The 12,640-nt window shown below is 70.8% G+C and carries 10 protein-coding genes; 9 read left to right on the forward strand and 1 reads right to left on the reverse strand.

The window, feature by feature from the left end; translation table 11 throughout:
* The first annotated feature begins 76 nt into the window (after positions 1-76).
* From infB to truB, 5 genes are all read left to right on the forward strand, one after another.
* On the forward strand, positions 77-3,205 hold the full coding sequence (infB, locus tag ACIBQ8_RS13105; protein ID WP_397179671.1) for a translation initiation factor IF-2: 3,129 nt from the start codon (positions 77-79) through the stop codon (positions 3,203-3,205).
* Positions 3,206-3,325: 120 nt separating this feature from the next.
* A complete protein-coding gene (locus tag ACIBQ8_RS13110; protein WP_352320823.1) occupies positions 3,326-3,622 on the forward strand; it encodes a DUF503 domain-containing protein in 297 nt (98 codons plus the stop codon).
* 39 nt (positions 3,623-3,661) lie between these two features.
* On the forward strand, positions 3,662-4,102 hold the full coding sequence (gene rbfA / locus ACIBQ8_RS13115; protein ID WP_397179672.1) for a 30S ribosome-binding factor RbfA: 441 nt from the start codon (positions 3,662-3,664) through the stop codon (positions 4,100-4,102).
* Entirely contained in the window at positions 4,099-5,136 is a 1,038-nt protein-coding gene (locus tag ACIBQ8_RS13120; RefSeq protein WP_397179673.1) for a bifunctional oligoribonuclease/PAP phosphatase NrnA, read from the forward strand. The genes rbfA and ACIBQ8_RS13120 overlap by 4 nt, the downstream gene beginning before the upstream one ends.
* Positions 5,118-5,990 (forward strand): tRNA pseudouridine(55) synthase TruB, encoded by an 873-nt coding sequence (gene truB, locus ACIBQ8_RS13125; protein WP_397179674.1) that lies wholly within the window; start codon positions 5,118-5,120, stop codon positions 5,988-5,990. The genes ACIBQ8_RS13120 and truB overlap by 19 nt, the downstream gene beginning before the upstream one ends.
* 17 nt (positions 5,991-6,007) lie before the next feature.
* On the opposite strand, the gene ACIBQ8_RS13130 is transcribed toward truB, so the two are convergent.
* Complete coding sequence (locus ACIBQ8_RS13130) at positions 6,008-7,027, reverse strand: TRM11 family SAM-dependent methyltransferase (RefSeq protein WP_397179675.1); 1,020 nt, start codon at positions 7,025-7,027, stop codon at positions 6,008-6,010.
* A 102-nt stretch (positions 7,028-7,129) separates the two neighbouring features.
* On the opposite strand from ACIBQ8_RS13130, the gene ACIBQ8_RS13135 reads away from it, so the two are divergent.
* The 4 genes from ACIBQ8_RS13135 (at position 7,130) to ACIBQ8_RS13150 (ending at position 12,605) form a co-directional block, all read left to right on the forward strand.
* Complete coding sequence (locus ACIBQ8_RS13135) at positions 7,130-8,056, forward strand: bifunctional riboflavin kinase/FAD synthetase (RefSeq protein ID WP_397179676.1); 927 nt, start codon at positions 7,130-7,132, stop codon at positions 8,054-8,056.
* A 190-nt stretch (positions 8,057-8,246) separates the two neighbouring features.
* A complete protein-coding gene (gene rpsO / locus ACIBQ8_RS13140) occupies positions 8,247-8,516 on the forward strand; it encodes a 30S ribosomal protein S15 (protein ID WP_090945762.1) in 270 nt (89 codons plus the stop codon).
* A 395-nt stretch (positions 8,517-8,911) separates the two neighbouring features.
* Complete coding sequence (locus tag ACIBQ8_RS13145; RefSeq protein WP_397192011.1) at positions 8,912-11,251, forward strand: polyribonucleotide nucleotidyltransferase; 2,340 nt, start codon at positions 8,912-8,914, stop codon at positions 11,249-11,251.
* 46 nt (positions 11,252-11,297) lie between these two features.
* Positions 11,298-12,605, forward strand: a complete 1,308-nt coding sequence (locus ACIBQ8_RS13150) for a M16 family metallopeptidase (RefSeq protein ID WP_397179678.1) — start codon at positions 11,298-11,300, stop codon at positions 12,603-12,605.
* Positions 12,606-12,640: the final 35 nt, after the last annotated feature.

Raw genomic sequence — 12,640 nt, forward strand, 5'->3', positions numbered from 1 at the left:
ACGCGGCGATGAAGACGTCAAGTTAACGACGGTCCGGACGGCACAGCCAGCCTCCCGGGCCGAGTAAGGGAGTGCAGTGGCGAAGGTCCGGGTATACGAGCTCGCTAAGGAGTTCGGCGTAGAGAGCAAGGTCGTCATGGCCAAGCTCCAAGAGATGGGGGAGTTCGTCCGATCGGCGTCCTCGACCATCGAGGCGCCGGTGGTCCGCAGGCTCACCGAAGCTCTGGGCGCATCGAAGGGTGGGCCCTCCAGGGGCGGCGGTTCGTCGTCCAACAGGCCGCAGCCGCCCAAGGCTGCGCCCCGTCCGGCAGAACACCAGGCCGGCAACGGCGCCGCGGAGGCGCCGACCCCTATTTCTCCGCGTCCGGGTCCGGCTCCGAGGCCAGGACCGCGTCCCGGCCCCGCGGGTCCCGCCGGCGGCGCGCAGCCGCGTCCGCCGGTGCCGATGCCCCACCAGCCGCAGCAGCAGCCCGAGGCGGCGCGCGGCGAGACCTCCGGGGCTCCGCAGGCCCGCTTCGAGAGCGCGGCCGGTTCCGGCGCGCCCGCGCGTCCGACTCCGGGGCCGCGTCCGGGTCCCGCCGCCCGTCCGGGCCCGGGTCCCAAGCCCGGTCCGGCGCCCCGTCCCGGGCAGCCTTCCGGCGGCGGTGGCGGCGGCCAGCAGCAGGCTCCGCGTCCGGGTGCGCCCGCAGGCGGCGGCCCGCGTCCCGGTCCCGGTCCCAAGCCGGGTCCGCGTGGCCCGCGTCCGGGTAACAACCCGTTCTCGTCCAACGCCAGCGGCATGGGCCAGTCGCGTCCGCCGCGTCCCGGCGGCAACCGCGACGGCGGTGGCCCCGGCCAGCGCGAGCGTCGTGAGGGTCCGCCGCGTGACGGCGCGATGCCGCGTCCGCCGCGTCCCGGTGGCGGCGGCGAGGCCGGTCCGCGTCCCGCGGGTCCGCGTCCCGGTCCGCCCGGTGCGGCCGGTCCGCGTCCGGGTCCCGGCGCCGGTGGTCCGCGTCCCGGTGGGCCGCGTCCCAACCCGATGATGATGCCGCAGGGTCGTCCTGCCGGTCCGGGCGGTGGCCCGCGTCCCGGTGGCGGCGGCGGTGGCGGTCGTCCCGGCGGCGGTGGCGGCGGTGGCCGTCCCGGTGGTGGCGGCGGTCGTCCCGGTGGCGGCGGCGGCTTCGCCGGTCGTCCCGGTGGCGGCGGCGCCGGTCCCCGTACCGGCACCGGTGGTCCCGGTGGCGGCGGCGGTGGCTTCGGCGGTCGTCCCGGTGGCGGCGGCCGTGGTCGCGGCGGTGGCACGGCGGGCGCGTTCGGGCGTCCCGGCGGCCGTCCCGCGCGTGGTCGTAAGAGCAAGCGTCAGAGGCGCCAGGAGTTCGACAACATGTCGGCGCCGGCGATCGGCGGTGTGCAGGTCGCTCGCGGCAACGGCGCGACGATCCGCCTGCCGCGCGGCGCGTCGCTGTCCGACTTCGCCGACCGCATCGGCGCGAACCCCGCCTCGCTCGTGCAGATCATGCTGCACCTCGGCGAGATGGTGACCGCGACCCAGTCGGTCAACGAGGAGACGTTGCAGCTCCTCGGCGCGGAGCTCGACTACAACATCCAGGTCGTCAGCCCGGAGGAGGAGGACCGCGAGCTTCTCGAGGCCTTCGACATCGAGTTCGGCGAGGACGAGGGCGACGAGGGCGACCTCGCCGCGCGTCCGCCGGTCGTGACCGTCATGGGTCACGTCGACCACGGTAAGACCAAGCTGCTCGACGCCATCCGCAAGACCAACGTGGTGGCGCGCGAGGCCGGTGGCATCACCCAGCACATCGGTGCCTACCAGGTCGCCACGACGCATGAGGGCGAAGACCGGAAGGTCACCTTCATCGACACCCCGGGTCACGAGGCGTTCACCGCCATGCGTGCCCGAGGCGCCAAGTCCACCGACATCGCGGTGCTGGTGGTCGCGGCCGACGACGGTGTGAAGCCGCAGACGATCGAGGCGCTCAACCACGCCCAGGCGGCCGACGTGCCGGTCGTGGTCGCGGTGAACAAGGTCGACAAGGAGGGTGCCGACCCCAACAAGGTCCGCGCCCAGCTCACCGAGTACGGCCTGGTCGCCGAGGAGTACGGCGGCTCGACCCTGTTCGTCGACATCTCGGCGAAGAACGGCACGGGCATCGACAACCTCCTCGAGGCGATCCTGCTCACCGCCGACGCCGAGCTCGACCTGCGGGCCAACCCGACGATGGACGCCCAGGGCATCGCGATCGAGGCGCACCTCGACAAGGGCCGCGGCCCCGTCGCGACCGTCCTGGTCCAGCGCGGCACGCTGCGCGTGGGCGACTCGATCGTGTGTGGCGAGGCCTTCGGCCGCGTCCGCGCGATGCTCGACGACAACGGCGACCCGGTCGAGGAGGCCACGCCGTCCCGTCCGGTCCTGGTCATGGGTCTGACGGCCGTGCCGAGCGCCGGTGACAACTTCATCGTCGTCACCGACGACCGGATGGCCCGCCAGATCGCCCAGCAGCGCGCGGCGCGCAAGCGCAGCGCCGACATGGCGAAGTCGAGCCGTCGCCGCACCCTCGAAGAGCTGTTCAGCGACCTTGAGAAGGGTCGCGTCGACGAGCTCAAGCTCATCATCAAGGGTGACGTGTCCGGTTCGGTCGAGGCCCTGGAAGACGCCCTGCTCAAGATCGACGTCGGCGACGAGGTCAGGCTCCGTGTCCTGCACCGCGCGGTCGGCGCCATCACCGAGTACGACGTCAACCTGGCCGTCGCCGACGACAACGCGGTCATCATCGGCTTCAACGTCCGCCCCGAGCCTCGGGCGCGCGACCTGGCCGAGCGCGAGGGCGTCGACATCCGCTACTACTCGGTCATCTACCAGGCGATCGAGGAGATCGAGGCGGCGCTCAAGGGCATGCTCAAGCCCGAGTTCGAAGAGGTCCAGATGGGCACCGCAGAAGTCCGCGAGGTCTTCAAGGTGCCGAAGATCGGCAACGTCGCCGGTTCGCTGGTCCGCTCCGGCACGATCGTCCGCAACAGCAAGGCCAGGGTGATCCGCGATGGCGTCGTCATCGCCGACAACCTGACCGTCTCGTCCCTGCGTCGCTTCAAGGATGACGCGACCGAGGTCCGCGAGGGCTTCGAGTGCGGCATCGGTGTCGGTTACAACGACATCCGGATCGACGACACGATCGAGACGTTCGAGATGCGGGAGAAGCCGCGGGTCTGACCCGCGGCCGGGCGCCCGGCGGAACCTCCGCCGGGCGCCTCTCGCACGCCCGTGCCCCCTTCCCACCGCAGCGGGCCGGGCGTGCTTCCACCCCACCAGGCCAAGCGGTGGTTTCACACGATGTATGTGGGTGCTCTGACCCTGGACATCCTGCTCGGCGACGTGCGTTCGCTGAAGCAGAAGCGCTCTGTCGTCCGGCCTCTGATCGCCGAGCTGCAGCGACGTTACCCGTCCATCGCGGTGGCCGAGACCGGTCATCTTGACCTGCATCGCAGGTGCGAGGTGGGCGTCGCGGTGATCTCCGCCTCCGCGGGTAACTGCAAAGAGGTGATGGACGCCTGCGAGCGGATGGTGGCCTTCCGCCCTGAGATCGAGTTGCTGTCAGCCAGGCAGCGGCTCTACAACGACGAAGATTGAACGACAGCACGGCCAGGTCGTGCGTGAGGGGGAGCGAACATGGTGGATGCCGCACGAGCGCGCAAGCTCGCCGACCGCATCCAGCAGATCGTCGCCGAGATGCTGGAGCGCCGGATCAAGGACCCGCGCCTGGGCTTCGTCACCGTGACCGACACGCGCATCACGGCTGACCTGCGTGAGGCGACGGTGTTCTACACGGTGTTCGGCTCCGACGCCGAGCGGTCCGACAGCGCGGCCGCCCTGGAGAGTGCCAAGGGCATCATCCGCGCCGAGGTGGGCCGCCAGACCGGCGTGCGCTTCACCCCGACGCTGACGTTCCGGCACGACCCGCTGCCCGACAGCGCCCGTCAGCTCGACGACCTGATCAACGCCGCCAGGGCGCGGGACGCCGAGGTGGCGCGCCGGGCCGCGGGCGCGGCCTACGCCGGCGAGGCCGACCCCTACAAGAAGCCCGATGAGGGTGAGGACGACCAGGCGTGACGTCGCACGTGCGCGCCCGAGCCGAGCAGCCCTCCCAGGAGGCCACGGACATCCCCGAGGCCGCCTGGGAGCGCGCGGTCCAGCTCATCGGCCAGGTCGACGAGGTCGCCCTGGCCTGTCACGTGTCACCCGACGGCGACGCGCTCGGCTCGATGCTGGCCGTCGGTTACGTGCTGCGCTCGATCGGCAAGCGGGTCGTGGCCTCCTTCGGCGACCAGTACTTCGCGGTCCCGCGGATCCTGCGGTTCCTGCCGGGGCAGGAGATGTTGTGCCCGCCGGCCGACTATCCCGAGGCCCCGGCTTTGATGATCACCTTCGACTCCTCCACGTTCGAGCGGCTGGGCCTGCTCAGCCCCAACGCGGCCAGGGCGGAGGAGGTCATCGTGATCGACCATCACCCGTCCAACGCCGGGTTCGGCACGCACAGCCTCATCGACCCGCGGGCGGCGGCCACGGCCATGCTGGCCGAGCAGCTCATCTACCGGCTCGGCGGCAGCCTCGACCGGGACATCGCCACCTGCCTGTACACCGGGCTGGTGACCGACACGGGCTCCTTCCGCTACGCCTCCACCACGCCGGCCGTGCACCGGATGGCGTCCAGGCTGGTGGCCACCGGCCTGCACACCGACGAGATCGCCCGCGAGCTGTGGGACCGCTCGCCGTTCGGCTACCTCAAGGTGCTGGCCAGGGCGCTCGACCGGGTGCAGCTGGAGGGCTCGATGGTCTGGACGTACGTGCCGCGGGTCGACCGGGCCGCGTACGGGCTGCCGTACTCGGAGATCGAGGGCATGATCGACATCGTCCGCCGTACCGACGAGGCCGAGGTCGCGGTCGTGCTCAAGGAGGACGACCACGGCGACTGGCAGGTGTCGACCAGGTCCAAGGGCGCGGTCGACGTGGCGGCCGTGTGCGCCGCGCTGGGCGGCGGCGGGCATCACAACGCGGCCGGGTTCACCTCCTACGACAGCGTGGAGGAGACCATGGCCAAGTTCAGACGAGAGCTGGGGAAGGCTGGATGGCCGAGAGCGGTCTGATCATCGTCGACAAGCCGGGCGAGTGGACCTCGCACGACGTGGTGGCCAAGATGCGGCGCATCGCGGGCACCCGTCGCGTCGGGCACGCCGGCACGCTCGACCCGATGGCCACGGGCGTGCTGGTGATCGGGGTGGAGAAGGCGACCCGGCTGCTCGGGCACCTGGCGCTGACCGAGAAGGTCTACGAGGCCACGATCCGGCTGGGCGTGTCCACCAACACCGACGACGCGGAGGGCGAGACCGTGGCCACGGCGTCGGCGGCTGAGGTGGGGGCGGCCGAGGTGCACAAGGGCGTCGAGGCGCTCACCGGGGCCATCATGCAGGTTCCGCCGCAGGTCAGCGCCATCAAGGTCAACGGGCAGCGGGCGTACAAGATGGCCCGGGCGGGCGAGGAGGTCGCGCTCGCGGCCCGGCCCGTGACCGTGTACGGCTTCGACGTGCTCGACATCAGGGCCTCAGGCGACGTCGTGGACGTCGACGCGGTCGTCACCTGCTCCAGCGGCACCTACATCCGGGCGCTGGCCCGCGACCTGGGTGCCGCGCTCGGCGTCGGCGGACACCTGACGAGCCTGCGCCGGACCCGGGTCGGCCCCTATGACCTGTCGCTGGCCCGCAGCATCGACCAGCTCGCCGAGCAGTGCGTGGTGCTGCCCATCGGCGAGGCGGTGTCGGCCGCGTTCCCGCGCCGGGACGTGACCGCCGAGGAGGCGCGCGTGATCGGCCACGGCGGCCGGCTGCCCGCGGCCGGGCTCGGCGCGGGGCCGATCGGCGTGTTCGGGCCGGAGGGCGAGCTGCTGGCGCTGGTGGAGGAGCACGGCCGGATCGCCAAGCCCCTGGCCGTGTTCGCAGGCTGAGCCGCGGCCTTCTTCCGTCAGGCGGGTTTGCGGGCGACCAGGATGTCGCGGACGATCGCCTGGTCGACCCAGTGCTCGAAGTCGGGGTAGTCCATGACCTCCAGGCCCGCGCCGGTGAGGATCGCGGCCAGCTCGGCGCTCTTGCCGCCGTAGGTGTTCCAGGAGATGCCCATCGCGCCGCCGGGACGCAGCAGCTCGGCCCAGACCGGCACGGCCTGCCTCAGCAGCTCCAGCGGGCTGCGGGACAGGCCGCCGCCGCCCTTGCTGCCGTGCTGGACGCCGTAGGGGGCGTCGGTCACGACGACGTCGAACGTGCGGGGCTTGAAGAACTCGCGGCTCTTGAGCGTGTCGGCGTTGACCACGGCGAGCTGCTGCACGTCGCCGGCCTTGACGGCCTCCTTCGACAGCCCGAACGTGACGTTGAGCCGCCGCCCCACCAGTGCCCGCGCCCGCCGCACCGGCACGGTCTCGGCGGTGTGCTTGAGCCGCTTGTTGCGCAGCCAGGTCTTGATGAACGTCGTGTACGCCTCGAAGTCCTTGCCGTCGACGTCGAGGCCGTAGGCGTCGTAGCCGTACATGAGGGCCTGGTTGAGGGTGGTGCCGCGGCCGCACATCGGGTCGAACACCGACAACCTGCCGGACATGGGCCGGTCGCAGGCGAGCACGGTGACGTTGAGCAGCAGCTTGGTGAAGTGCTCGTTGGTCTTGCCGGCGTATTTCTGGATGGTCAGCAGGTCGCTGCTCAGCCGGTCGAGGGGGCGCATGGCCAGCGGGCGCAGCAGCTCGCCCTCGACGCCGAAGACCGCGTAGACGGAGGACAGGTTGGACAGCAGCGCGACGTCGGGCTCGGAGAGCGGCTCGGCGGTCTCGAACGTGATGTACGGGACGCCGCCGATGGTGGTCTCCGCGCTGTCCAGCACGGTGTTCTCGATGGCGTGGTCGCTGAAGACGGCCAGCTCGCCCCTGGTCAGGCGTGGGGAGCTCTCGCCGTAGACCCGGTTGAAGGCGGGCAGGATCAGGAGCGCGTATCGAGGCATGATGGCTCATCCTACTTGCGGGAATACCGCGCTCCGCCCCTCGATTGGAGGTGAGCGGGAGGTGCATGGCAGGCTTGTGTCGGATTGATCTGCCACGAACGAATGGGGCCTAGCGTGCGGGGTTCGAGAGGGTCTGTGGTGACCATCGGCGTGTACGACGGGGTCCATCGCGGGCATCGCAGGGTGATCGAGCGGACGGTCGAGCTGGCCCGCGAGCGGGGGACGCGCAGCGTGGCGGTGACGTTCGAGCCGCATCCCGACGAGGTGGTGCGGCCGGGCACCCGGCGGGCGCGGCTGACCACGCTCAAGCGCCGCGCCGAGCTGCTGGCCGGGCTGGGCATCGACGACGTCGAGGTGATGGAGTTCACCCTCGACCTGTCCAGGACGAGCCCTGACGACTTCGCCCAGAGCGTGCTGAGCGAGCGCCTCGGGGCGGCGGTGGTCGTGGTCGGGGCGGACTTCACGTTCGGGCACCACGCCGTCGGCGACGCCGGGACGCTGCGCACGCTGGGCGACAAGTACGACTTCGAGGTCGAGGTGGTGCCCCTGCTCGACGGCGTCTCCTCGACCTCCGCGCGCGAGCTGATCGTCGCCGGTGACGTCGAGGGGGCCGCGGCCGAGCTGGGCCGTCCCCATCGGGTGGAGGGCGTGGTGGTGCGCGGCTACCAGCGCGGGCGGCAGCTCGGCTTCCCGACCGCCAACGTCGAGACCCCGCAGCAGACGGCCATCCCGGCCGACGGGGTCTACGCCGGATGGCTGGAGTGCGTCCCGGTGGCCAACCTGCCCGCGCCGTACGAGGGCGAGCGGTGGCCGGCGGCGATCTCGGTGGGCACGAACCCGACGTTCGAGGGCGTGCCGCGTACCGTGGAGGCGTACGCGCTCGACCGCGACGACCTGGAGCTCTACGGGGTGCACGTGGCGGTGGAGTTCGCCGCCCGGCTGAGGGGCAACACCCGGTTCGAGTCGATCGAGGCGCTGATCGACCAGATCCACGCCGACGTCGACGCCGCCCGCCGCATCACGTCGTGACACCGGTCGCGGCGGGCGCGGAACGTTCGCGGGCGCGAAACACTTGACTCCGATGGTAACCTTGCATGTCGGCTCTGTAACGGTGGCGCTGCTGCGCTGCCCATGACGGCCTTCACGCGGCGACTGTAGGCACGCACGGTCGTTCGCACTGTCATCTCATTCGCGCGTGTCCGTAGATCGAAGGAGAGCCGTGTCCCTCGACACCGCTGCCAAGAAGACCATCATCAGTGAGTACGCGACGGCCGAAGGCGACACCGGTTCGCCCGAGGTGCAGATCGCGCTGCTCAGCAAGCGCATCAGCGAGCTCACCGAGCACCTGAAGACGCACAAGCACGACCACCACAGCCGTCGTGGCCTGCTTCTGCTCGTCGGTCGCCGGCGTCGTCTGCTGAAGTACCTGCAGAAGGTCGACATCCAGCGTTACCGTTCGCTCATCGAGCGACTCGGTCTGCGCCGATAACATGAAAGGGAGCGGCGTCGGACGCCGCTCCCTTCTCATATGGCTCCGCCCATGTGGGTAGGAGCACACACGACCGGCGCGTCGTGGCGGCGAACCGCCGCGCCGTCGGCGTACAACTGAATATCCGAGACACACAGCCCCCGCGTCCGATTCAGCACCATGCGACCCGCGACGCCTGCGGGCCGGTCCTCGGTAGTGGCTTCCGGTAAGAATGACCGGGCGCTTCGATCGAAGACCGGCGCTGCACCTTCTATGGGGGACACGCTGACGGATCGCCGCCACCGTGCCACCGGGCACGACGGATGGGCGGCGCCCTGACGAGCGGGTCCCTTCATAGGCACGAGGGTGCCGGTGAGAAAAGAGGGCGCGGGTGACCGACCACAAGGAGGTCCCCCGTGGAGGGTGTCCACACCGCTGAAGCCGTCATTGACAACGGCTCTTTCGGCACGCGCACGGTCCGGTTCGAGACCGGCCGGCTCGCGCGCCAGGCGGCGGGTTCCGCCGTCGCCTATCTCGACAACGACACGATGGTGCTCTCAGCCACCACCGCGTCCAAGGCTCCCAAGGAGAACTTCGACTTCTTCCCGCTCACGGTCGACGTCGAGGAGCGCATGTACGCGGCGGGCCGCATCCCCGGCTCGTTCTTCCGCCGTGAGGGCCGTCCGTCCGAGGACGCGATCCTGACCTGCCGCCTGATCGACCGGCCGCTGCGCCCGTCGTTCGTCAAGGGCCTGCGCAACGAGATCCAGGTCGTCGCCACGGTCATGGCGCTCAACCCCGAGCACCTGTACGACGTGGTCGCCATCAACGCCGCCTCGCTGTCCACGCAGCTCGCCGGGCTGCCGTTCTCCGGCCCGATCGGCGGCGTGCGGGTCGCGCTGATCGAGGGCCAGTGGGTGGCCTTCCCGACGCACCCCGAGCTGGAGCGGGCCACGTTCGACATGGTCGTGGCGGGCCGCCTGCTCGACGACGGCGACGTCGCGATCATGATGGTCGAGGCCGAGTCCACCAAGGACACGCTCAAGCTGGTCGCCGACGGCGCGGTCGCGCCGACCGAGGAGACCGTCGCGCAGGGCCTTGAGGCCGCCAAGCCGTTCATCAAGGTGCTGTGCGAGGCGCAGTCCCGCATCGCGCAGGTCGCCGCCAAGGAGACCGCCGAGTACCCGGTCTTCCTCGACTACCAGGACGACGTCTACAACGCGGTCGAGGCCGCGATCAAGACCGAGCTGGCCGCCGCGCTGACCATCGCCGGCAAGCAGGAGCGCGAGACCGAGCTCGACAAGGTCAAGGCGCTGGCCGCCGAGCGGCTGCTGCCCGAGTTCGAGGGGCGCGAGAAGGAGATCTCCGCCGCCTTCCGCTCGGTGATGAAGAAGCTCATGCGCGAGCGGGTCGTCAAGGAGGGCGTCCGCATCGACGGCCGCGGCACCAAGGACATCCGCGCCCTGTCGGCCGAGGTCCACGTGGTGCCCCGGGTGCACGGCTCGGCCCTGTTCGAGCGCGGCGAGACCCAGATCCTGGGCATCACCACGCTGAACATGCTGCGCATGGAGCAGAACATCGACACGCTCAACCCCGAGCGGACCAAGCGCTACATGCACAACTACAACTTCCCGCCGTACTCCACCGGTGAGACGGGCCGCGTGGGCTCGCCCAAGCGCCGCGAGATCGGTCACGGCGCGCTGGCCGAGCGGGCGCTCATCCCGGTGCTGCCCTCGCGCGAGGAGTTCCCGTACGCCATCCGCCAGGTCTCCGAGGCCCTCGGCTCCAACGGCTCCACCTCGATGGGCTCGGTCTGCGCGTCCACGATGGCGCTGCTGGACGCCGGCGTGCCGCTCAGGGAGATGGTCGCCGGCATCGCGATGGGCCTGATCAGCGAGGGCGGCAGCTACGTCACGCTGACCGACATCCTCGGCGCCGAGGACGCCATGGGCGACATGGACTTCAAGGTCGCCGGCACCAAGGACGTCATCACCGCCCTGCAGCTCGACACCAAGCTCGACGGCATCCCCGCCTCCGTGCTGGCCGCCGCGCTGAAGCAGGCCAAGGGCGCCCGCCTGGCGATCCTCGACGTGATGCAGGAGGCGATCGACTCCCCGGCGGAGATGAACCCGACCGCGCCGCGCATCATCACGATCAAGGTTCCGGTCGACAAGATCGGCGAGGTCATCGGCCCGAAGGGCAAGATGATCAACCAGATCCAGGACGACACGGGCGCCGAGATCACCATCGAGGACGACGGCACGATCTACATCGGCGCCACCGACGGGCCCTCCGCCGAGGCGGCCCGTTCGGCGATCAACGGCATCGCGAACCCGCACATGCCCGAGGTCGGCGAGCGTTACCTGGGCACGGTCGTCAAGATCGCGGCCTTCGGCGCGTTCATCTCGCTCATGCCCGGCAAGGACGGCCTGCTGCACGTCTCCCAGATCCGCAAGCTGCACGGCGGCAAGCGCATCGAGAACGTCGAGGACGTCATGGGCGTCGGCGAGAAGATCCAGGTCGAGATCGCCGAGATCGACGGCCGGGGCAAGCTCTCCCTCGTGCCCGTCGAGGTCATCGAGAAGGAGGCCGCCGAGAAGGAGGCCAAGGCCTCGGCCGGCGCCGAGGACGGCGAGGCTCCCGCGCCCGAGGCCGACTCCGCCGCCGCCGCCGAGGACAAGCCGGAGCGGCCGCGCCGCACCCGGACCCGCGTGCGCACCAGCCGCCCCAACGAGGGCGACGACCGCAACTCGTGACCGGGCAACCACAGTTCTCGGCACCCCCGAAGCAGGAGGCCTCGTGATGACCACCACGCTGCACCCCGGCAAGGACGGAGCCGGGGTCGTCAGGCGCACCGTCCTGCCGGGCGGGCTCCGTGTGGTGACCGAGACCATGCCGACCGTGCGTAGCGTCGCGGTCGGCATGTGGGTCGGCATCGGCTCGCGTGACGAGGCCCCCGAGCACATGGGGGCCACCCACTTCCTGGAACACCTGCTGTTCAAGGGCACGCCCACGCGGGACGCGATGGAGATCTCGGCCTCCATCGAGGGCATCGGCGGCGAGATCAACGCCTTCACCGCCAAGGAGTACACCTGCTACTACGCGCGGGTCCTCGACGAGGACCTGCCCGTGGCGGTCGACGTGCTCGCCGACGTGGTGACCGGCTCGCTGATCACCGAGGAGGACGTCGAGTCCGAGCGCGGGGTGATCCTGGAAGAGATCGCCATGCACGACGACGACCCGTCCGACGTGGTGCACGAGCAGTTCGCCGCCGCGCTCTACGGCGACTCGCCGATCGGCCGGCCCATCCTGGGCACGGTCGAGTCGATCAACGCCCTGGGCCGCGAGCGCATCGCCGAGTACTACCACCGGTACTACCGGCCGCGTACGACGGTGGTGTCGGTGGCGGGGAACGTGCGGCACGAGGAGGTCGTCGAGCTGGTCGCCCGCGCGTACGAGCGGGCGGGCGCGCTGGAGGGCCCCTACGAGTTCGCCCCGCCGCGCACCAGCGGGCCGGGCGCCGAGACCCGTTCCGGGGTCAGGGTGCTGGATCGGCCGACCGAGCAGGCCAACCTGGTGCTCGGCACGACCGGCATGTCCCGCACCGACGACCGCAGGTTCGCGCTCGGCGTGCTCAACGCCGCGCTGGGCGGCGGCATGTCCTCCCGGCTCTTCCAGGAGATCAGGGAGAAGCGCGGGCTGGCCTACTCCGCCTACAGCTACACCTCGGCCTACGCCGACACCGGGCAGTTCGGCATCTACGTGGGCTGCCTGCCCTCGAAGATCGACGACGTGCTCAAGATCTGCCGGGACGAGGTCTCCCGGGTGGTGGCCGAAGGGATCACCGCCGACGAGATCATGCGCGGCAAGGGGCAGATGCGCGGCGGGCTCGTGCTCGGGCTGGAGGACACCGGGTCGCGCATGTCGCGGATCGGGAAGAACGAGCTGGTCTACGACGAGCTGATGTCGGTCGACGAGGTGCTGGCGCGCATCGAGGCGGTCACCCCTGACGAGATCGCGGAGGTCGCCCGTGACGTCCTGAACCGGCCGCTCACGCTGGCCGTCATCGGGCCGTACGGGGACAAGGACTTCTCGGAGGCCATCGCCTGACGCCGGGTCCGCCCCGGCCGGGGTCGTTTCGAAGG

Origin of the sequence: Nonomuraea sp. NPDC049646 (assembly GCF_044465525.1) — a bacterium.
In the GTDB taxonomy this organism is placed as follows: Bacteria; Actinomycetota; Actinomycetes; order Streptosporangiales; family Streptosporangiaceae; genus Nonomuraea.